The sequence below is a fragment of the Prevotella falsenii DSM 22864 = JCM 15124 genome (genome assembly GCF_000613945.1).
In the GTDB taxonomy this organism is placed as follows: Bacteria; Bacteroidota; Bacteroidia; order Bacteroidales; family Bacteroidaceae; genus Prevotella; species Prevotella falsenii.
In genome coordinates this window covers 1-20,830 of record NZ_BAJY01000040.1, presented here as the reverse complement: position 1 = coordinate 20,830, position 20,830 = coordinate 1, and the positions used below count along the sequence as shown (strand labels likewise).

Sequence of the window (20,830 nt, the reverse complement as noted above, 5' to 3'; positions counted from 1 at the left end):
ATCGTCTTCACGTCTCTTTTACGTCATTCTGTCGCCTTTCATCAGTCGTGTAGCCCGCTACACTCCTTCTTCAAGACGGCAGACTGACCGGGAAATAGCCGTAAATACAATGTCAATTAATTATGAACACCTACTTATTAATATATTTGTCTGTCCATTCTATACGATGAAGATAGGTGGAACGGAGGGTGTCGTAAGCCTCCTGCCATGATGTGGCAATGTCAAAGCGGGCTGGATCCAACCTCCCCCATCGCGCTTGGTCGGCAATGGCATCGGCATACATCTCTTTTGCCATACTGTCAATCTTAGCAAGTGCATCTACACACGATGAACGAATAGTTTGCCATCGGGCAGAGAGATGATTTCTGAAGTGGCTGTTTGCCAATAACATATCGTACCATAATGCCTTGCTGCAGAAAGAACTGTCCTCCGTTAGTTCCACCACATCTTTACGATGGAAACGGTATGGGCGAATATCTCCGCCTGAATCCAAGCCGACCGGGTTGAAAGAGAGGTCGAAGTCCCATACGGGACCGGCTTTAATCTTATTGCCGTCAAAGAGCATATAGCAGCTACGAGGACCATTCGGCTCTGCATTCATGCACAGCTCGTGGAGTATCAACCAGTCGGCGAAAGAGTCCATATCGATGAGCGTCTGCCATTTACCATCGTTGTCTTTATACAGCGACTGCTCCACAAGAGCAATCATAGATGCTATGGCTTCCGATTTATACGCGTCGGCATTTTTAGGATAGCGCACGTGGAAAGGGAGTTGGCGGAAAGCCGAACGGAAGAAGGCATTGTCGTCTTCGTAGTTGTCTGCCTCAATAAGCCAACCGCCATCAGGTATTTCCACTCGTACGGGGGCAACATCTACCCCTCCGCAAAGGAGGTAACACCCGCGGGGCTCGCCGTTTATCACCACATTGACGTTCTGAAAACGTGATGTATAAGGGACGGAAAGGCTTTGCGCTATTGTCAGAGCCAGCGCGTTACGAAGCAGACTGTGGTCCATGAAGTTGGCAATAAGAAGCCAATCGGAACACGCCTCCATGCCATAGAGAGACAGCGGCTCGGCGAGATGTATGGCAAAAGGCTTTTTCGGGTGTCGGAACGTGCTGTTGCCACGAGCCTGATTTTCGCCTTGCTTTCCATTTCGCCCGACTTTTCCGACCATTTTATGGTGCATTCGTCCTGCCATTCCTTCGTCAGTATGTCCTTTCCATCGACTGTCGTGATGACAACCGTGGGGAGCTGCCCATAAGAAACGATAGGCATAAATGCGAAAAGGAATGAGATAAACAACTGTTTCATCATACTAATATTTGAAATCTATCGTACCGAAATTACGCCATTCATCAACGGAAAAAAGACGATAAAAACGTAAACATTTTTCGCAACGACATGTATTGCGTAACCACCTAATTGTCAGCGCATTGCAAAACCTATTGTTTCGCATTGTAAAACCGTAGGTTTTGCACGGTTAAACCGTAGGTTTTACAACGCAAAACCTACGGTTTCGCAACGCCAAAGCGATTATATCACTTTTTAACGGAATTATCTTTACATTATCTAACTGAAAATTCTTCATTATTTCATCAGAGATTGGGGTTTAAAACATCTGCGAGATTACGTGTTTAACCTGCGTTCTTATGCCGAGCTCACCTTTATACAAAGATGCTGCGCCGTTCCGACTGCCTGTTACACTATATGCCGATGGTTTGCACAATATTACGGCAGGGACTGTTCGCAAGCCGTTGCAGGCGTTATGCCATATTGTTTTTTGAATGCCGTGGAGAAATGCGAAGGGTTCTTGAAGCCCACCTTATAACAAATATCCACCATTTTCTGATTGCCCTCCCGGATAAGTTCGTATGCCTTCTGCAAACGTTTCTGTGTCAGCCAACGCTCGGGTGTGGTGTCGCTGACCTTCTTGAAATCGCGCTTGAAAGTAGCAAGCGACCGACCGGTATAATGCGCCATGTCCTCAATGGTGAGGTTGTACATGTAGTTTTCGTTCATAAAGTCGAGAATATCTATTTTCCAAGGCTCGGAAAAGTCGAACATCGTAGGAGCAAAACGAGGGTCAATGTGCAAGAGAGCAAGCAGGGCCTCCTGCTGCTTGAGCCGCATAATGTCGTCGCCGGGCTTCGTCTTACCGTCAAAGTAAGGCTCAAGCGACACAAAAAAGCTCTTCAATTCTACTGTTTGGGGCAACTTGATGGCACCTTTTTCTATACGAGGAGTGGTCGGCGAAATCTTACTTGCCCCCACCGTTTCGTACATTTGGCGGAGAAATTCCCGTGTAAACGTTACGAAGATACCTTGATACCGCTCGCCGTTCTTCGGCTGTTTATACATCGTCAGCGTATGGTCGCGTGGCACGAAGACGCATTCGCCCTTACCTACATGCAACTGTCTGCCTCCCTCATCAAGCATCATCTCGCCCGACAGCACATAGTTCAAGCCGAATTCTGCACAGCGATGCACGCACATTCGGTCGTTATCGAAGAACAAACTGAAGAACACGTTGTTGTAATTGAATACCGTATTCTCGTTCTGTGCGTCATGTTCTTTTTCCACTATCATAATTTTACCTTCCTTGTATTTGTCGTTCCGTCAGCCAACGTCTCTTTTACGATGAAGACACCGTGCCCGATGTTATCGGTCGAAAAGGCGATAAGCTGCCCTTCGGCATTATAAACTTCCGTCTTCTTCGCATTGTTTTCCGCTGTCATTCCGTTCACGGCAGTAGGTTCCGGAAGAGAAAGAACAAACGTAGCACTGCCCGAACCGAAGATATTCTTGAGGTTCAGGCTCTCAGCGTTGTCAATGCGACCCAGCCGAGTGAAGTTCCACGAGTTGCTTGCATAATAGAAACATATACTGTTTCCTTGATAAAGGATAATGTCGCCTGCCGTGGTTGTTATCTGTTCGTCGTTGCGAGGCAGCGACTGAGGTAAGGTTCCAACCATCTCGAAGCCGCCATACTCATGCGCTTGTACCGTTACGGCACCCTTGCGGAGCAGTTCCACGAGAGCCTGTGCCGAACTATTATCTACGAGGGTGGCGGTAAGTTGATGTCCGTTTACTGAAATTGCAATCTTGTTATCTGTCATCGCATCATTATTATTGTTGTTTCCCAACGTTACGTTGTTATCTTTCGGAATGCAGGCTGCAAACGATAAACCGATGTTAAGAATAACCAGAAAGAGGAATACTATCTTTTTCATCATTGCAGGGGTTAAATTCAACACACTTGCAGCTATTCGTAGAGAGAATACCTGCAAGTAGCTGACATGTTTTTATTACTTCAGATTTTTAGTGAAAAACTCTGCCAATCGGTCAAACGGAATTTTATCCAACCGGTCGTAAAAGTCGGTATGGCTTGCACCATGTACACCAAGAGTTCCTTGTTGTCGCCCGTGAGCTTGCTGTAAGCGGTTTTTCCCATATAAAAAGAATGAGCCTTGTCGCCATGGAGTATCATCACGGCATTACGAATTTCACCTGCCATATAGAGCATAGGGAAAGAGAGCATTGAGAGTCCGCCAACCTTGTTCCACCCACCGTTGGAGTTGAGCGAACGAGGGTGGTAGCCGCGTTCGGTCTTATAGTAGTCGAAATAGTCCTTTACAAACCAAGGGAGGTCTTCTTTCCTTTCTTCCACCACGCCGCCTTGCAGCTCATACCGACCGCGTTTATAGTCTTCGATGCGCTGCTGTGCCATCGCCTTGCGCATTTCGTAGCGTTGTTCGGCTGTGCCTTGGTCGAAATAGCCGTTTTGCGATACGCGGGTCAGGTCGTACATCGTGCCGGCTACTGTCGCCTTGATGCGTGGGTCGTTGGCAGCGGCATTGAGGGCGATGCCTCCCCAGCCGCAAATACCGATGATGCCGATACGCTCTGCATTCACATTATCCTGCACGCTGAGAAAGTCTACCGCTGCCGAGAAATCCTCCGAATTGATGTCCGGCGAAGACATGTAACGCGGCTGACCGCCACTCTCTCCTGTAAACGAGGGGTCGAAAGCAATGGTTAGGAAGCCACGCTCTGCCATTTGTTGGGCATACAGCCCACTCGACTGTTCCTTCACGGCTCCGAAAGGACCGCTTACAGCAATGGCAGGGAGTTTGCCTTGGGCGTTTTTGGGCACATACATGTCGGCTGCCAGCGTGATACCGTAGCGATTTACGAAGGTTACCTTCTTGTGCTCCACCTTGTTGCTCTTTGGAAACTTCTTATCCCATTCGCCGGTAAGCTGCAGTTCTTGCTTTACAATCTTTGCTTCTTCATACTTTTTCATACCTAATCCTTTATCCTGTGCCGATACCATAAGGGCGTTAAAGCCCAAAAACATCAGCAAAATTGTTCTTTTCTTCATTCTATTTCTTCCTAATTATTTATCTGCTTGATTTTCATCTATCGGGTTACGAACCTTATGCCTGCAAGGTTTGCGGCTGATGCCCGGCATCTTCTCCGCCCTATTCATTTGCAAGGCATTTCAACAACCCACTCACCTACACATTTTCCGTAGCTCTTGTTAATACCACCGGCATATCTGCTCGGTTCTATTTCTCTACTATTTAAAACGTTCTTGCGTATCGTCTGTTCGTTTGTTGTTATGTTGATAGTGCAAAGATACTTATAAATCCCTTACCAACGTTTACTGAAAAGCTCATTTTTATTTTCTATTTGACATTTTTTATTCTTTTAGAACTCAAGGGAAATGTTTTTCGTTAGAACTGCAATACATTGGGCTTTCTTTGGAGGGAGAGGAATTTTCAGCCGGCACAGCTGCTCGACAATCTAACAAAACCGGTAAAGGATGCTAATGAGCGATTGGGGTAAAAAAAACGGTTGCCCCTGCACGCAGCAAGGGCAACCGCCTTATGGATTTTCAAAAAGCCTGAAGCTGTTTCCGCATATCCTTAGTATCCGATGGTGAAACGCTCTCTGTGATGAGCAGGTTTCTCCAGTTCGTCAGCCATTGCAACGGCATAATCTTGAACGGAAATGTGGCTGTTGCCTTCTGCATCAACAACAAGGTCGTCCTTGCCGAGGCGGAACTTGCCGGTTCGCTCTCCCTTTTCGTCAAACATTCCTGCCGGAGAGAAGAACACCCAGTCGAGTTCTTTCTCGTTCTGCAGTATGTTGAGATAGACATATCCTAACGAAAGCACACCGTTGAAAATTTCGTTAGGCAGCACGCCTGTTTCCATAACGCGCACGCCCGGAGCGCAGAACAGTGTTCCGGCACCACCTACGATGAGCAGTCTGCCGATGCCGCTCTTCTTTGCGGCAGCCAGAATGTGTCGGTAATTAACGATGGTATCCTGTGCGATATTCGGGTTATTCCAGCCCGGGTTGTATGCAGAGATGGCAGCATCTTTGCCTTCAAGCAGTTTTGCAATGGCTTCCTCGTTTCCTACATCTTCCTTTACAGGCTTGATAAGGTCGTTCTTTGGAAGTTTTTCTACATCGCGAACCACTGCCGTTACCTCGTGTCCGCGTTCTACTAACTCGTTCAATATGGCTGAACCAACGAAACCTGTTGCACCAATTAATACTACTTTTGCCATAATCTTTCTATCTTTTAGTTTTCTGTTTGTTGTTTGTTTACATGTGCAAAGTTAATATAAAGATTTGATGAAAACAAGAAGGCACAAGATTGTGGCTTACTTACAAAAAAGTAGGAAATGTGTAAAACTCGGCATTTGTCCGTTTTATCTTTAACCGACATTAACATAACGACTTGCTCATAAACCTGTAAACATTCTTCAGAAACGAAGGTATTGTGTAATTCGCTTGTTATAAACGCATTGCAAAACCTATTGTTTTGCGTTCCCAAAGCGGCTGTTTTGCAATGCGAAACCTACGCTTTTGCAACGCCAAAACACAACCATCATTTTTTTAAAGAATTGTCTTTACAAGATGATGGTATCTTTATCGCTGATTGAAAACACCGGTAAAAAACCACAAAATGTAATAAAAGAATGTTAAACCATGCAGTATTTGGGAGCAAACCGCCTTTTTAAAATAAATAAATGTTACTTTTGGAAAGTACATAATGCTAACGACCACTTGTAAGAGTAGCCGACAAAACAACCTTCAGAGAAGTTTATACGACTAAAATTGCGTTCATATAATAGTTATAACATTTTAATTCATCTTATTATGAAAAAAGTATTTTACAGTCTGATATGTCTTATTGCTTTATCAGCATGTTCATCAGAGAACGTTGCCCTTGATGCGTTGAAAGTTTACGATGTGGCTAACTCGGCTTGCAAGACAACGTTGTCGAAAGAAGAAACACGCAGTGATTACTATGAAGAGAATATGGCAAAGGCTACAATCCTCAATATTGAATTGGGAAAAGACGGCGTTGCACAATGTTCGTTCGAAGATGTGGTAGCCAACTGCGCGGCAAAGAGCATCTATGTAAAGGTCGCCAACCAAGACAACCAAATTACCCTTGTTGTTTATCACAATGTTCTTGAAGCGTCTGCCGATTGTATTTGCAAGTACGACGTGAGTTTCAAGATGAGCAAACTGCTGCCGGGCAATTACCAACTGAAAGTTTACTGTGCAAGTCCGGATATGAAATACGACGAAAAATATATTGCATATAATGGCAAGATTGACATCGTACAGGGCAAAAAGACAAGCATTACTTTCAGTACACCACTGACATTGCCCGAAAGCTAAAAGCGTTTCGGACTAAAACAGCATTGCTAAAATACGCGAGTTCGACAAATTTAAAAGACAGTAAGCCGTGCATCAATGTGCAAAGACACATTGATGCACGGCTTTTTTGTAAACAGTCAATAAGCAGCCGGAGGCAGCCGGTAGATTTACGATGAAGTTACAAAAACTTCTATAATAAGTAGGTGTTCAAAATTAAACGTATCTATATTGCTTTTATCTTTTATGCTTTCACTTTGCCATCGTCTTCACGTCTCTTTTCCGTCATTCTGTCGCCTTTCATCAGTCGTGTAGCCCGCTACACTCTTTCTTCAAGACGGCAGACTGACCGGAAAATAGTCGTAAATACAATGTCAATTAATTATGAACACCTACTTATGAAATAATTGCTACAAATAGAAAAAAATCAAGCCACTATAGATTAAATATGAAAATATTTTAGTATCTTTGCGATTACTACTATAATAAAAACCTATTCATCAGAATGAAAACATTAACCATAATATTCGATATGCCACTTCGCCACTCAGAATTGTCGCAGTTTCGGGGTGCCATCGTTGCAGCAATACCATCGAGCAATATTCTTTTCCACAATCATAACGGGACTACCCTGCGCTATGCCTATCCACTGATACAGTATAAACGCATCGAGGGCAAGGCTGCTATTGTTTGCATTGGCGAAGGCGTCGAAGCCATAAGCGAGTTTTTGACCCGCGCCGACTTCAACATTATGTTGGGCACACGAAAGGTGGCACTGCGAATAGAACGCATTGATGCCGAAGAGGTGGACATCGGCGAGGCACTGCCGCCCATTACTTACTGCTTGAACAATTGGTTAGCTCTGAACGAAAATAACTATCGCAAGTTTCAAGCCATCGACAGCATTGCCGAACGCATTCAGATGCTGGAACGGATTCTCGCAGGAAACATTCTTTCCATGCTGAAAGGGCTGAATATTCGTATTGACTTCAGATTGCAACCCATCATTACCGACTATACTGCCAACCGCACTGCCATTTACAAAGGGGTGCGGCTGACAAGTCTGAACATAACCTTCAAGGCAAACATTCTGCTACCCGAATATATCGGATTGGGGAAACACAGCAGTATGGGAACAGGAGTACTAACTAAAAAGAAACCAAACAACCAATAACTTATGAAAAAATATCTATACGGTGCATCCGTACAAGGCATTCAACAGTTCATCTTTCAGACAAATGAACTGAAAGACATCGTTGGAGCAAGTGAACTCGTAGAACATATTTGTACCCAACTCTTCAAGGAAACCGTTGGAGACAAATGGAACGACGATAACTGCATTATATCGGCAGCCGGTAATGTGAAGTATATCTTCGACGACAAAGCAGACTGCGAGAAAGTCGTGCTGAACTTTCCGAAGGAAGTAATGACCCAAGCACCGGGCATTACCATCAGTCAGGCTGTAGTGGAAATAGAAAATGACTTCATGCAGGCAGTAAACGAATTGGATAAGAAACTGCATGCGCAGCGAAACAAGGTAGCGAAAAGCATTACTACCGGCAGGCTCGGACTGAAGCGTTCTCCACAAACGGGGTTGCCTGTCGTTAAGGAAGAAGATGGAGAATTGCTCGATGCCTCTTCGGTTGCAAAGAAAAGCTACAACCGGACAAAGGCACTTTGCGAGAAAAACTTTGGTGAGGCGGTAAAATCAAACTCTATTTCGCATGACGTATCTATGATGACGGGAAAGAATGACTGGATTGCCGTTATCCACGCAGATGGCAACGGACTGGGAAAAGTGGTACGGAAGATTGGCAGCAACCAAGACGACTTCAAGCAGTTCTCTCACGAGTTGGACAAGGCAACGCGGGCAGCAGCCAACGATGCTTTCAGAGCCATCAAACCCGAAGGCGGCTGGAAAGGCATTATACCTATTCGCCCGATTGTTCTTGGCGGCGACGACATGACCGTTATTATCCGTGGCGACTTGGCCATAGCGTATGTAACGGAGTTTATGAAACAATTTGAACTGCACACGGGAGAAGGCGAAATGAAGCGTATTCTGGAGAAAGCCGATATGCCACAACTCACGGCATGTGCCGGTGTAGCATTCATCAAGTCGTCATATCCTTTTTATTATGGCTACCAACTTGCCGAGCAACTTTGCGAAGCAGCCAAAAAGGACGCAAAGGCACACAACGAACAGTTGGCACCATCGTGCCTGATGTTCCACAAGGTGCAGGATTCGTTCGTGATGAAATACGAAGAAATAGTGGAACGCGAACTCGAGATAGTTTACAGGGAAACAGAGGAAGACGCAAAAAATAACAGGAAGAACTCGTTCTGCTTCGGTCCTTACTACTTGAACGATAAACAGCTACCTGAAGGCTATTACACCATCGACGAGCTGAACACAATAAGTAAGGAAATAACGGGCGAAGAAACAGAAGGTATCAGGACGGGCATTCGCCGGTGGCTTACACTGATGCACGAAGACGAAGGTAAAGCCGAACAGCGATTGAAACGCCTTAAAACATTGAATGAGAGCAAGCATAAATTGATAGAAAAACTTACATACCATCGCACTGTAGACGGCAAGGAAAAACAAAAGACTTTCCCTGCTTACGACATTCTGGCTTACCACACAATTATGAACCAACAAACAAAGTAGAAAAAGGTATGATAGATGTAGAATATAAGATAACATTCTTCTCGAACTGGCATTGCGGTTCAGGACTGGCTGCCGGTGCCGACATAGACGAGTTAGTGATTAAAGACAAGGACAAGCTGCCCTATGTGCCCGGGCGCACCATTAAAGGGTTGCTTCGAGAGGCTGCAACCATGCTACAGCAGTTCTCTGATGTACAAGATACAACCATTAAACGGCTCTTTGGGCAGGGCGGCGACGACGACAACTTTGGTTGCAGAAGCGAAGCTTCGTTTACAGACGCAACCATCAGCAAAGAAGAGCGGGCAACTATTATCGACAATAAACTCGAAGCCCATCTTTACACATCAATAGCATCGACTGCCATTGACGATGCCGGAATAGCCCTTGACCATTCGCTCAGAAAGGTTGAAACAAGCGTTCCCTGTACCCTATACGGTAAGGTGATGAATGTAAACGAAGACGATGTGGAGGTGCTGACATGCGCCTTTAGTTGGATTAAACGTCTTGGACTGGGACGCAACAGAGGCTTTGGACGATGCAAGATAACGAAAAATAATTAAGCTATGAAGAAAATTCAATTCAGATGCGAGTTGTTGTCGGATATTGTTCTGAACGACTCGCCGGCAACAGAAGGAAAACGCAGATGTCTGGATTTCATTCCCGGCAACAACTTTCTGGGCATTGCTGCTGCACAATTATATAAGGAAAGCTACAAAGAGGCGTGGACCATCTTCCACAGCGGGCAAGTACGCTTTGGCGATGCCCACCCCTCAATAAACGGAATACGCGGACTGCACGTGCCTGCATCCTTGTTCTATCCGAAACTGAGTAGTATAAAAGAGGAAAACTACATACACCATTTTCTGAAACAAAATGCAGCAATCCGCACACTGCAACTGAAACAAGCACGCGTAGGCTTCTATGTATTCGACAAAGAACATACAGCAACAAAGGTAGCAGTAAGCAAAGATTTTTCCATCAAGTCGGCTTACGACAGCGATAAACGTCGCGCAAAAGACGAAAATCTGTTTGGCTACGAAGCATTGTGCGAGGGACTTGTAACCTATTTTACGGTAGAGATTGACGACGAAGCTGTGGAGTTCGGACAGGACATTGTGAAGGCACTTTCGGGACATCACCATGTGGGACGCTCTCGTTCTGCCCAGTATGGCCGGGTAAACATCAGCGAAGAAGCCTTTGAAGAGGCCGAAAGCACGGACAGTCTCATTACGATTCAAGGCAAAACCTATATTGCCGTTTATGCCGACAGCCGTCTCATCTTCTTCGATGAAAAGGGCAATAGCACCTTCCGGCCTCAACCAATAGATTTAGGAATAACGGACAAAGATGCTGAGATAGATTGGACTTTGTCGCAAATTCGTACTTTTCAGTATGCGCCATGGAATTACAAACGGCAGGCTTTTGATGCCGACCGCTGCGGAATAGAAAAGGGAAGTGTGTTTCTTGTCAAGACAAGCGGAGCTGTGCCAACAGTAGAAACCGTGGGCAGTTATCGGAACGAAGGGTTCGGAAGAGTTATCTATAATCCAGTATTCCTTCAGGCTGACGAGAGTGGACATTCTGTATTCAAGTTCCAAAAGCAAGAGAACCGGTACAAGAAAGTAGAGCACGTAGCTGTTAATACGCCTTTGATAGAATATCTTAAACAGCAGCAAAAGAAATATACGAACCGGAATGAAACCATAAAACGAGTGAACACCTTTGTAGAGAGAAATGCAGAACAGTTTAACAAAGAACAGTTCGCATCGCAGTGGGGCAGTATTCGCAACCTTGCAATGGTCTATGCTGATGAAGAGAAACTGAAGCAGAATATCGAGTCGTATCTTACGCATGGCGTTGCCGCAGATAAATGGGCAGAGCAGCAACGAAAGATGCACCTTGATAAATTCTTGAAAGAAAACAAAGGAAACTTGCAAGAGGCTGTTATCAACCTTGCTTCGGAGATGGCAAAGATTTGTAAATCTAAAGAGAACGAAAAATGAAGAATACATATAGATTACTGACAAGAATTGTGTTACAGGCAGAAACACCACTGGCTATCGGTAGCGGAAATAAAAACATAAAGACCGATGCCACTGTGGTAAGAGACGTGAACTTTCTACCTTATATTCCTGCCACAACATTGGCAGGGCTCATTCGCCACACGTTACCTACCGAGTTGCAAAAAAAGTATATGGGCTTTCAGGAAAAGAAAGAAGGAGAAGGTTCGCGCCTGATTCTTTCTGAAGCTAAGTTGCTTTCTGCCAATGGCACACCTGTTGATGGACTTGGCGTAGAGGCAGAAGACTCGATAGTGAAATTGTGCCACGAGCTACCCATACGCCAACATGTACGCATCGACCATCGCGGTACGGCGGTGAAGAATGGAAAGTTCGACGAAGAGATTGTTCCTAAAGGTGCACGTTTCTGCTTTGAAATGGAACTGATGGGCGAAGAAGATTGCCAAGAACTGATGGACAAAATACTGACAGCCATGCTATCGGACAGTTTCCGCGTTGGCAGTGGCAGCAGGAACGGTTTCGGCAAAATAGCTGTAAAGGAAATCCGGCAACGCTGCCTCAACCTTATCAATTCTGAAGACTTGAAATTGTATCTTGGCAAATCGTCTTCGCTTGCCGAGGAGTGGGAAGGCTTCAAGCCATATTCAGTCAATCACCAACAGGAATCAGACAATACAACCTATACGCTGAAACTTCACCCCACCGACTTTATGTTCTTTGGTTCGGGCTTTGGCGATGAACATTCGGATATGACCTTTGTTCGCGAACCTGTGATAGTATGGAGCGACGATAACAAAGCCGACATTATTCAGCGAGACTGCGTAATTCTTATTCCTGCTTCTTCCGTAAAAGGAGCTTTGTCGCATCGCACGGCTTACCATTACAACAAGAAGCAGGGAGCATTTGCAGACAAGATAGCCCAAGACGAATTAGAAGCATATACGGGAAAGGCTAACGATGCTGTATTGGCTCTTTTCGGTTCGGAAGGCAATAACAAGGATAAAAAGAAGTCGCGCGGAAAAGTGCTCTTCTCTGATGTAACAATAGAAAAGAAAGCTTCGCTTGAAACGAAAGTACTGAACCACGTGAAGATAGACCGCTTCACGGGTGGAGCCGTTGATGGCGCACTGTTTTCCGAAGAAGTATTGTATACTACTACAGACGAGGAGATAGAACTCAGCCTGATGCTGAGCCATTCCGTTACAAACCACGAGGCAATAGAGGCTTTCGAGGAGGCAATGAAAGACATCTGCCGCGGGCGTCTGCCACTCGGTGGCGGTATAAACCGAGGGAACGGAACATTTACAGGAAGTTTAACTAAAAACCAAGAAACCATCTATGAATACAACGCAAAACATTGATTTTAACCTTCGCTACGAGGGCTACTTGTGGCTTAGCGACGAACACCATCCTCGCACATTCTGTCCGGCAAAGCTCGTTGAGCGCGAACTGCTTTGTGGCAACAATCCTTTTGTTGTAGAAGGCTATCTATATAATAAAGAGAAAGGCTTATCTTTCAGCATCAAGAATATAGACGGGAAATGCCACATATATAAAAATGAGGTAAAGCCGGAGGATATTGAGTCGGACAATCCCACAATAGACCGAGTATCATATCTCACACTGTGCAGGAACAACGACCATGCACGCCGGGCATGTTTCCTGCGTTACTGGATTCCACAGCCCGACCCCGCCTGCCTCGAGATGAACGTGCTCGAAGTAGAGAAAGAAGTATTTATTGGTTTTAAAGAATAGGAGGAAAAAGTAATGGGAAAGCAATCACAAGTGCATTTAACAGAAGAATTCTATAATCCATATAGTTTCGTTCCTGTAATCGACCATGTTTTCAATTACAGCAAGGAAGAAAAGGAACGCTTTATGTTTGCTAATGATATTCCCTTCAGCAATGGAATATCAGGCAAGATAATAGCGACTTTCAAGGCTGAAACTCCTTTCTGTGTCAAGTCGCAAGATAAAGAGAACTGCAACATTGCCAATAAATATTTCGTACCGTCTACTTCCATCAAAGGAATGGTGCGCTCGGTCTTTGATATTATAACCTTGTCTAATCTCAAGTGTCTTTCAGAAAACTCACGGTTCAGTATGAGAGATTTGAAGAGCGATGATTATGAACTTAAAAACAAGGAACCTAAGAGCGGCTTCCTTATCCTTCTGAAAGGAAAGTATTATGTTATTCCTTGTTATAATTGGAAGGTTTCTTACGAGGATATTAAAAAAGAAGAGGGTGTAGATGTTAGTAAAGGTACGTCAGCTGAAGCCAAATACAAGATGTTGAAGAAAGGGTATGTTTTCCCAACGGAAGACAATCTTTACCACTATTGGTTCTTTTCCGGCTTTATGAGCAACAAGAAGCATGAGTACGACTTTGCACTTCCTGCTTCTATCAACGAAAACGGAATCATTCCGCTGAGAGATAAAGAATTCAAAGAGTTCCGTTTCATACATGAAAAGGAAAACAAAAATGAAAGCTGGGCTTTCTGGAAACGGGAGATGCGCAACTTCAATAGTTGGGACGAACTTAAAGCAAATGGTTATAAAGGGCTTGCTCCTTGCTTCTACAGATCAGAAAAAGACGAAAGTGAGGCTTTGTTTGTGAAAGACCTTGGATTTTCTTTTCTTTATCGTATGCCTTATCAGAAGAACATACACGACTGTCTGCCTAAAGCCCATAAAGAAAACAGCTTTGATATGTCGCAAGCTCTTTTTGGTTATGTCGGCTCACGAGACAACCGGCAGCAAGGGGAAAGCCTTCGTGGACGAGTTCGTTTCTCAAATGCCTTTATAATGAATGCAGAGCGAGAAGGTGAACAGACGTTTATTCTTGGTTCTCCCAAACCAACTTATTATCCGTTCTATTTACAACAAGAGAGGGGAAAGGAACTGAAAACGTTAGCATCGGACAACCCTGTCATATCAGGTTGGAAGCGTTACTTAATACAGAACAATGCAAAGAAGGGAAACAACAACAAGGTCAAGAGTGCATCTTCGTTTATTCCCTTGAAGGCCGGTGCCGGCTTTACAACAGAGATACACGTTCATAACCTTCTTCCACATGAAGTTGGTGCTTTGCTCGCTGCTCTTACTTTTTGCAATCACAAAGAGTGTTACCATTCCTTAGGATATGCTAAACCTTTCGGTTATGGCAAGATGAAACTTGAGAAGCTGGATTGTGAGTTGGAACCCAATCAAGACGGACATACTTGCTTGGATTTGGATACGCTGATAGAAAAGTTCTATAAGAAGCTGTATAGCAATGCAGGAATCGAAGAAAAAGAATATCAGAATTATCTGCAAGTCCTTGTTCGGTTAGCATCCGGCAACAACTCTGATCGTCCCATTCGTTATCCACGCCTCGATAACGAAGATCCGGTTACGAAGAAGAAGAAGAAGAGTGAATTTGAGATTATAAAGTCAGACAAAAAATCAATCAGAGATTTCACACCAATAAAATAAGTATGAAGAAAATACTGGTTTCCATCTTAAGCGACCATCTTGTTCCCAACTACCTCTTCATTAAAGAGATGCGGGGACAATTCAACGAGCTGCTATTCATCGGAACACCTTATGTGGAAGAGAAGCGGATAGCAGAACATCTGGAGGAAGCACTCGGCAAAGAAAAGTGCAGTGTGCCCCGAATTATTGTTGAAAGCGACCTGTATCAAAAAGGGCTGCAATCGCTACAGAAAGCCCAACTTGCCGACGATGTACATTACATTGTTAATCTTACGGGTGGTACAAAAATTATGTCGCTCATGGTATATGCGTTCTTCTGCAAGTTCAAGAGTTCGTTCTATTATATTCCAATAGGCAAGAACAGCTATTGTAATATAGAGGACGAACAGCCATTCCCTTTACAGTACCGCGTCTCGCTCAAAGAATACTTTTCGCTCTATGGTTTACAATTCGATTGCGACAACAGTTTACTGAAAACCAAAGAGGAAACCTTTAGATTTTTTGAGAAACAAAAAACAAGAGGCTTCAAACTGTCTAAGGAAATCTTCAATGCCCATAAGCAGTCTGAGCCGGCCGACAGGCGGTATTATTCCGGTGTATGGTTTGAAGAATACACCTACTTACGCATCAAAGAGGAATTAAACTTGCCGGACGAAGACATAGCCATGTCTTTGAAGATATACAGAGACGACTCACAGAATAACGATAATGAAATTGATGTTGCCTTCATGTATGAGAACACCTTATATATTATAGAATGTAAGGTAAGTATGCACGGACCAAATAAAGAACCACAGCAGAGGATAGAAACTGTTCTATACAAGCTTGCAGCCGTCAGCAAAGATTTCGGACTGAATGTGCGCCCCTACATTTTTACACTGCACAACATGGAGAGTCTCTCTCCGGACTCGCACACCAATATAGAAAAGCGAATGAAGATTCTCGGTGTGCGCAACATTATTTCAGGTTTACAACTTTCAAAATCAAAAATAGAATTATAATATGGAACGTAAAGTTTTTGTCTCATTTCTTGGTACTAGCAACTATGTAGAGACGTATTACACCTTCAATGGAGAAAAGTCATCACACCCCGTGCGTTTTATCCAAGAAACGCTAATATCTTCTTTGTGCAAACAATGGACACAGGAAGATAAGATTTTGATATTCTGCACCAAAGATTCAGAGAAGAAGAATTGGTTAGACAATGGTCATCAAAATACTGAAACAGAAGGACTGTCTACACGGCTTCGCAAAATGAACTTGCCTGTACAGATAGAAATGGTTGGAATTGCAGAAGGTTTTTCAGAAGAAGATATATGGTCTATCTTCAATTGTGTTTACAGCAAATTGGAGAAAGGCGATAACATTTATTTCGATGTAACCCACACCTTCCGCTCTATTCCCATGTTCTCCACCATCTTGTTCAACTATGCCCATTATCTTAAAGGAACAAACCTAATGGCTGTATATTATGGAGCATTCGATAAGTTGGGACCGACCCAAGAAGTAAGTAAGATGCCTGTAGAAGATAGAATTGCCCCTGTAATCGACCTCACCGGCATTATTCGTTTGCAGGAACTATCTGCTGCAGCCAATAACTTGCACCAATATGGCAAAATGACTACGCTATCCGACCTTATGAAATCCGTCAAAGGAAAAGGGAAGTTTAGTCAAGATATAATAAGAGCCAGAAATAAAATGAACACATTCGATACCGCAATATCAACTTGCGATATGGACACCATAAAGAAGGGCGATTTGGCAAAAGAATTGCAGACGCTTGTAAAGTCTATCAAGGATTCAGCACACCTTACCGAGGCACACAAGAAGCTGTTAACAAAGGTAGAGGAAGAAATAAGTACATTCCAACCTCATAATACTGATAAGAATGTAGAGGCAGCCATCGATTGGACAAGGCGGTTCGGTATGATTCAACAGGCATATACCTTGGCAAGGGAACTGACCATCAGCAAAGTGCAGGATTTAATCCTTTCTAAAAATGAACTGCTGCAAAATGAAAGCGATAAAGATTGTCGCGAATTTATATCTGCACTTCTTTCATTGGATACGAAAATTAAGGAATATAGTAATCCGAATAAAGAACTTGAGGCTTTATTTAATCGGCTTCGTTCCGAAGAAGATGTAGTGAAAGCTTTGTACCCAAGCTATAGCAAACTTGCTAACGACCGCAACACTATCAACCATGGCAAAAAAAGAGATAAAGATTTTATAAAGCAGTTCGATAAGAATTATGGTGAAATTAAAAAGATATTGCAAGGTGTTGATATAGAAAGAGCAAAAAGCGAACGCAAGATGTTCATTAACTTCTCCAACCACCCTCTCGCCATGTGGACTCCCGCACAACTTGCTGCAGCGCAGGAATATGGAGAGACGGTCGAAATAGCTTTCCCGAACATCGGTCCGGAACTGACAAACACCGAAGTGCAGGAACTGGCTACGGATTATGTCGCAAAGATTGTAGAGCATTATCCAACAGACCGACTTACGGTGCACATTATGGGCGAAATGAATTTCTGCTACAATGTGGTTCAACAACTGAAAGCGCACGGCATTCGCTGCGTTGCTTCCACCACCGAACGTATTGTGCAAGAAACGGACACCGACCAAAAGCTGACACGGTTCTCCTTTGTTCGGTTCAGGGAATATTGAGTGCAAGGCTTTCTGTAAACACACTATAAAATAACGTAAGTTCGGCATAAGAAAACAGGTCAGGCAAAGTAACCTCACAGATGTTTTTAAGCAAATCTTCTGATGAAACTATGAGCGTTTTTCGGTTTAATTCTGTAAAGATAATTCTGTTAAAAAGTGATATAATCGCTTTGACGTTGCGAAACCGTAGGTTTTACAACGCAAAACCTACGCTTTTACCGTGCAAAACCTACGGTTTAAGAACGCAAAACAATAGGTTTTGTAATGCACTGAAAACTAAAGACTTAAGCGAGGGTTGTGTCTGCGAAAAATATTTACGTATTTATGCCATAACGCATGCTATTCATCGCCTTCATGTTGCCCACTATTTTTCGTGGCGCAACGGTTGGCAACAGAAACGAGTTCGGACAATATAAATCAACAATGAAATTTCAGAACTATGGAACTGATACTTAACACATACGGCGTTTCCCTAAATCGCGACAACGAGGGCTTCGTCATCAGTACGGCTGACGGCAAGCAGCGCATACCTGCCGTCGGCATAGACAGCATACAAATCAGTCGTGGCGCACAGATTACAAGCGATGCCGTAATGCTGGCCATTGAACGCGAAATAGAAGTAATGTTCATGGATAGGTCGGGAAATCCTATCGGACGAATATGGAGTCCGAAGTATGGCAGCATATCCACCATACGCAAGGGACAGCTGAACTTTACTTACTCGCACAATGCCGTCGATTGGATAAAAGAAGTGTTGCTGAAGAAGATAGAAAACCAACAAGCACTAATGCTCCTCTTCAATACAGACGACCACCCGATGTGCCTACCGAAAAGAACATTGCCCGGTTAGAAGACTACCGCAACAAGATACGTGCCCTCGATGGCGACATCGTGAACGATATAGCCCCGATGCTTCGCGGCTGGGAGGGGCAGGCTTCGCGCATTTATTTCAGCACCATCAATACCTTCCTTCCCGAAGAGTTCCGCTTCGAAGTACGCTCCCAGCACCCTGCGCTCGACGTTGCCAATGCTTTTCTTAATTATGGCTACGGCATTCTTTACGGCAGAATAGAAGGAGCACTTATAAAGGCCGGTATCGACCCATACATCGGTGTGTTGCATCGCGACGACTACAATCGCCCCGTACTTGTGTATGATGTAATAGAAATGTATCGCATCTGGGTAGATTATGTTGTCTATACGCTGCTGGCGCAGAACATAATCACGGAAGAATTCTATTCTGTTCGTGCCGATGGCTCCTATTGGCTCGAAGCACTTGGGCGTCGTGTCCTTATCCAATCGCTCAACGATTATATGGACGAGGTGATTACTGTCAGAGGTGTTACCCGTTCTCGTCTCACGCTGCTATCGCTCTATGTACAATCGCTTGCACAGAAATTCAAAGAGGAGAAATAACCATGCTACTACTCGGAACCAACATACAATCATCGGCAGACAAACTGCAAAAGATACCCGAAGAGTTTCTTTATAACAGCTTGCGCAATCCCAAGCCTGCCATTGCAGCCACAATACACCGGTTGCGCATCATCGACAGTATGGACCGGAATGCGTATAGCCAACTGAAACGGAAACTACCCTACTTCGTCTGTGGACAATTCAATCCGGCTTTCCGGCGTAAGGAGAACTTTGCTTATACCGAGAGCTTCATTCTCGATTTCGACCATCTGTCGTCCAAGCAACTTTCGTTGAAGTCTGTCCGCGAAGACATCATTAAGGACGAGCAGGTTATGATGTGTTTCGCCTCGCCCGGTGAAGACGGACTGAAGGTTATGTTTCGCCTCAAGGAACGTTGCTACGATGCCGGACTGTATTCCATCTTCTACAAAGCATTTGCTGCAACCTTTGCCATGCGCCATAATCTTACGCAGGTTGCCGACACGAAAACATCAGATGTTTCGCGTGCCTGCTTTGTCAGCATCGACCTGATGCCTATTACAATCCGAACAGCACGCCCGTAGACTTCAAGGCTTACATCGACGAGACCAACCCCGATTCCATTTTCAAGATGAAGAACGAGCAGGCAGAGCACGACAAGATGGCACGGAATAAAGAGGAAGAACAGGCACCTCGCCCCAAAGACCCCGACAAGGAAATAATGAATCTTATTCGGCAACAGCTTAATCCGAATGCGCGCCCTGCAGCCGAGAAACGTGTTGCGTATGTTCCCGAACGGCTCAACGAAATCATAGCCGATCTAAAGCTCTTCATTGAAGAAGCAGGTCTGCAAGTAACGGAAATAATTAACATTCAGTATGCAAAGAAAATCCGTGCCCGACTGGGACAGCGGGAAGCCGAAATAAACCTTTTCTATGGTAAAAAGGGATTCAGCGTCGTTGTTTCGCCACGGCTCGGAACCAACGAGGAACTGAACGACCTGCTTGCCGACTTGGTAAGAACCTTCCTCCTGAAGTAAAGCCACAGAAGCAATTGTTGCACGAAAGTGTATAGCAGTCGAACCTCTCTTTCTAATTATCGAATTATCGAAACAAAACTCCAAATAAGAAATGCGTAAGTCCATTCCCTACATCGAAATCCTGCGCAAGCTCCATAGAGCCGGCGTAGAGAAGTCGCCCGTCGTTAATCGACAGGTGGGAGACATCAGCACAATGCCGACCCTGCAAGAGCGGGTAGACTTTCTATTGGGAGTAGTAAACAAACCCACCCGCCCTGCCACCAATATGCTGTTTTTCGTTATGTATGATATTGAAAGCGACAAGGTGCGCTATCATATCGCCAAATACTTGGAGCGCAAAGGCTGTACTCGCATTCAGCGTTCCATCTTCCTTGCCGACCTTGACAAGGCTGTTTACGACCAAATTAAAGCTGACCTTACCGAGGTGCAGTCGCTCTACGACAACCACGACAGCATAATCGTCTGCCCCGTCTCCACCGACCAACTTCGTGCAATGAAGGTAATTGGCGAAGACATCAGTGTAGACATCATCATTCGCTCGCGCAACACCTTGTTCTTTTAGGCGCGCAGCTCTATAAAATGTTGTTCTTTTAAGTAAGAATAAACCAATGTGTTGTTCTTTTTAAGTAAGAATAAACCAAAGCGTTGTTCTTTTAAGTAAGAGTAAACCAATCGCTCCCGCGAAGTTCGAAGCAATTCCGTCGCTTGAGTGTTGTTCTTTTTAAGTAAGAATTAACTAAAGTGTTGTTCTTTTAAGTAAGAATAAACCAATCGCTCCCGCGAAGTTCGGAAGCAATTCCGTCGCTTGAGTGTTGTTCTTTTTAAGTAAGAATAAACCAAACGCTCTTTGACTTTCTGAAAATAATGTGTAACTTT

General features: G+C 44.3%; 19 protein-coding genes and 2 pseudogenes. 16 read left to right on the top strand and 5 right to left on the bottom strand.

Going from position 1 to position 20,830, the window contains the following annotated elements; all coding sequences use genetic code 11:
- A partial coding sequence (locus JCM15124_RS16775; protein WP_232220174.1) for a hypothetical protein occupies nt 1–211 on the top strand: 211 nt, incomplete at its 5' end.
- Here the strand turns inward: JCM15124_RS16775 and JCM15124_RS11320 are convergent.
- From JCM15124_RS11320 to JCM15124_RS11300, 5 genes and pseudogenes are all read right to left on the bottom strand, one after another.
- The gene (locus tag JCM15124_RS11320; protein ID WP_084609075.1) at nt 131–1,201 is read right to left on the bottom strand and encodes a CotH kinase family protein; all 1,071 of its coding nucleotides are present in this window, start codon (nt 1,199–1,201) and stop codon (nt 131–133) included. The genes JCM15124_RS16775 and JCM15124_RS11320 overlap by 81 nt on opposite strands.
- 530 nt (nt 1,202–1,731) lie before the next feature.
- Nucleotides 1,732–2,589, bottom strand: coding sequence for an AraC family transcriptional regulator (locus JCM15124_RS11315; protein WP_051527384.1), 858 nt, complete (start codon nt 2,587–2,589; stop codon nt 1,732–1,734).
- Nucleotides 2,586–3,236 (bottom strand): cyclophilin-like fold protein, encoded by a 651-nt coding sequence (locus tag JCM15124_RS16235; protein WP_024999490.1) that lies wholly within the window; start codon nt 3,234–3,236, stop codon nt 2,586–2,588. Before JCM15124_RS16235 ends, JCM15124_RS11315 begins: the two co-directional genes overlap by 4 nt.
- A gap of 72 nt (nt 3,237–3,308) precedes the next feature.
- Nucleotides 3,309–4,384 (bottom strand): annotated as a pseudogene (locus tag JCM15124_RS14275) (alpha/beta hydrolase).
- A gap of 547 nt (nt 4,385–4,931) precedes the next feature.
- On the bottom strand, nt 4,932–5,582 hold the full coding sequence (locus JCM15124_RS11300; RefSeq protein ID WP_024999489.1) for an NAD(P)-dependent oxidoreductase: 651 nt from the start codon (nt 5,580–5,582) through the stop codon (nt 4,932–4,934).
- 595 nt (nt 5,583–6,177) lie between these two features.
- Between JCM15124_RS11300 and JCM15124_RS11295 the strand changes: the two genes are divergently transcribed.
- From JCM15124_RS11295 to cas2, 15 genes and pseudogenes are all read left to right on the top strand, one after another.
- The gene (locus tag JCM15124_RS11295) at nt 6,178–6,708 is read left to right on the top strand and encodes a hypothetical protein (protein ID WP_024999488.1); all 531 of its coding nucleotides are present in this window, start codon (nt 6,178–6,180) and stop codon (nt 6,706–6,708) included.
- Nucleotides 6,709–6,890: 182 nt separating this feature from the next.
- Nucleotides 6,891–7,091: a hypothetical protein gene (locus JCM15124_RS16030; protein WP_156930715.1), complete on the top strand. Its 201-nt coding sequence runs from the start codon at nt 6,891–6,893 to the stop codon at nt 7,089–7,091.
- Between the two features lie 98 nt (nt 7,092–7,189).
- Nucleotides 7,190–7,858 carry a CRISPR-associated endonuclease Cas6 gene (locus JCM15124_RS11290; protein WP_024999487.1) on the top strand — a complete coding sequence of 223 codons (669 nt, stop codon included), beginning with the start codon at nt 7,190–7,192 and terminating at the stop codon, nt 7,856–7,858.
- A gap of 3 nt (nt 7,859–7,861) precedes the next feature.
- A complete protein-coding gene (locus tag JCM15124_RS14270) occupies nt 7,862–9,355 on the top strand; it encodes a Cas10/Cmr2 second palm domain-containing protein (protein ID WP_036885415.1) in 1,494 nt (497 codons plus the stop codon).
- Nucleotides 9,356–9,363: 8 nt separating this feature from the next.
- A complete protein-coding gene (locus JCM15124_RS11280) occupies nt 9,364–9,915 on the top strand; it encodes an RAMP superfamily CRISPR-associated protein (protein ID WP_024999486.1) in 552 nt (183 codons plus the stop codon).
- 3 nt (nt 9,916–9,918) lie between these two features.
- Nucleotides 9,919–11,358 carry a hypothetical protein gene (locus JCM15124_RS11275; RefSeq protein ID WP_024999485.1) on the top strand — a complete coding sequence of 480 codons (1,440 nt, stop codon included), beginning with the start codon at nt 9,919–9,921 and terminating at the stop codon, nt 11,356–11,358.
- Nucleotides 11,355–12,737, top strand: coding sequence for an RAMP superfamily CRISPR-associated protein (locus JCM15124_RS11270; protein ID WP_024999484.1), 1,383 nt, complete (start codon nt 11,355–11,357; stop codon nt 12,735–12,737). Before JCM15124_RS11275 ends, JCM15124_RS11270 begins: the two co-directional genes overlap by 4 nt.
- Entirely contained in the window at nt 12,715–13,131 is a 417-nt protein-coding gene (locus JCM15124_RS14265) for a TIGR04423 family type III CRISPR-associated protein (RefSeq protein WP_036885413.1), read from the top strand. Before JCM15124_RS11270 ends, JCM15124_RS14265 begins: the two co-directional genes overlap by 23 nt.
- Nucleotides 13,132–13,143: 12 nt before the next feature.
- Complete coding sequence (locus JCM15124_RS14260) at nt 13,144–14,850, top strand: TIGR03986 family type III CRISPR-associated RAMP protein (protein ID WP_036885409.1); 1,707 nt, start codon at nt 13,144–13,146, stop codon at nt 14,848–14,850.
- A 2-nt stretch (nt 14,851–14,852) separates the two neighbouring features.
- Entirely contained in the window at nt 14,853–15,851 is a 999-nt protein-coding gene (locus tag JCM15124_RS11260) for a Card1-like endonuclease domain-containing protein (protein WP_024999483.1), read from the top strand.
- 1 nt (nt 15,852) lies between these two features.
- Complete coding sequence (gene csx2 / locus JCM15124_RS15515) at nt 15,853–17,520, top strand: TIGR02221 family CRISPR-associated protein (RefSeq protein WP_084609074.1); 1,668 nt, start codon at nt 15,853–15,855, stop codon at nt 17,518–17,520.
- A gap of 439 nt (nt 17,521–17,959) precedes the next feature.
- Nucleotides 17,960–18,936 (top strand): annotated as a pseudogene (gene cas1, locus JCM15124_RS14255) (CRISPR-associated endonuclease Cas1).
- A gap of 2 nt (nt 18,937–18,938) precedes the next feature.
- Entirely contained in the window at nt 18,939–19,499 is a 561-nt protein-coding gene (locus JCM15124_RS17120; RefSeq protein WP_306303138.1) for a CRISPR-associated primase-polymerase type B, read from the top strand.
- Nucleotides 19,500–19,546: 47 nt separating this feature from the next.
- Nucleotides 19,547–19,954 (top strand): hypothetical protein, encoded by a 408-nt coding sequence (locus JCM15124_RS17115; RefSeq protein ID WP_306303137.1) that lies wholly within the window; start codon nt 19,547–19,549, stop codon nt 19,952–19,954.
- A gap of 91 nt (nt 19,955–20,045) precedes the next feature.
- The gene (gene cas2, locus JCM15124_RS11240; protein WP_024999481.1) at nt 20,046–20,516 is read left to right on the top strand and encodes a CRISPR-associated endonuclease Cas2; all 471 of its coding nucleotides are present in this window, start codon (nt 20,046–20,048) and stop codon (nt 20,514–20,516) included.
- Nucleotides 20,517–20,830: the final 314 nt, after the last annotated feature.

Excerpts from the sequence above, each read along its gene's own strand:
- JCM15124_RS11320 (WP_084609075.1), bottom strand. The coding sequence starts at position 1,201 with ATGGCAGGACGAATGCACCATAAAATGGTCGGAAAAGTCGGGCGAAAT.
- JCM15124_RS11295 (WP_024999488.1), top strand. The coding sequence starts at position 6,178 with ATGAAAAAAGTATTTTACAGTCTGATATGTCTTATTGCTTTATCAGCA.
- JCM15124_RS14260 (WP_036885409.1), top strand. The coding sequence starts at position 13,144 with ATGGGAAAGCAATCACAAGTGCATTTAACAGAAGAATTCTATAATCCA.
- JCM15124_RS17115 (WP_306303137.1), top strand. The coding sequence starts at position 19,547 with ATGAAGAACGAGCAGGCAGAGCACGACAAGATGGCACGGAATAAAGAG.
- JCM15124_RS11300 (WP_024999489.1), bottom strand. The coding sequence starts at position 5,582 with ATGGCAAAAGTAGTATTAATTGGTGCAACAGGTTTCGTTGGTTCAGCC.
- JCM15124_RS14265 (WP_036885413.1), top strand. The coding sequence starts at position 12,715 with ATGAATACAACGCAAAACATTGATTTTAACCTTCGCTACGAGGGCTAC.
- JCM15124_RS17120 (WP_306303138.1), top strand. The coding sequence starts at position 18,939 with ATGCTACTACTCGGAACCAACATACAATCATCGGCAGACAAACTGCAA.
- JCM15124_RS11275 (WP_024999485.1), top strand. The coding sequence starts at position 9,919 with ATGAAGAAAATTCAATTCAGATGCGAGTTGTTGTCGGATATTGTTCTG.
- cas2 (WP_024999481.1), top strand. The coding sequence starts at position 20,046 with ATGCGTAAGTCCATTCCCTACATCGAAATCCTGCGCAAGCTCCATAGA.
- JCM15124_RS11260 (WP_024999483.1), top strand. The coding sequence starts at position 14,853 with ATGAAGAAAATACTGGTTTCCATCTTAAGCGACCATCTTGTTCCCAAC.
- JCM15124_RS16235 (WP_024999490.1), bottom strand. The coding sequence starts at position 3,236 with ATGATGAAAAAGATAGTATTCCTCTTTCTGGTTATTCTTAACATCGGT.
- JCM15124_RS11315 (WP_051527384.1), bottom strand. The coding sequence starts at position 2,589 with ATGATAGTGGAAAAAGAACATGACGCACAGAACGAGAATACGGTATTC.
- JCM15124_RS11270 (WP_024999484.1), top strand. The coding sequence starts at position 11,355 with ATGAAGAATACATATAGATTACTGACAAGAATTGTGTTACAGGCAGAA.
- csx2 (WP_084609074.1), top strand. The coding sequence starts at position 15,853 with ATGGAACGTAAAGTTTTTGTCTCATTTCTTGGTACTAGCAACTATGTA.
- JCM15124_RS11280 (WP_024999486.1), top strand. The coding sequence starts at position 9,364 with ATGATAGATGTAGAATATAAGATAACATTCTTCTCGAACTGGCATTGC.
- JCM15124_RS11290 (WP_024999487.1), top strand. The coding sequence starts at position 7,190 with ATGAAAACATTAACCATAATATTCGATATGCCACTTCGCCACTCAGAA.
- JCM15124_RS14270 (WP_036885415.1), top strand. The coding sequence starts at position 7,862 with ATGAAAAAATATCTATACGGTGCATCCGTACAAGGCATTCAACAGTTC.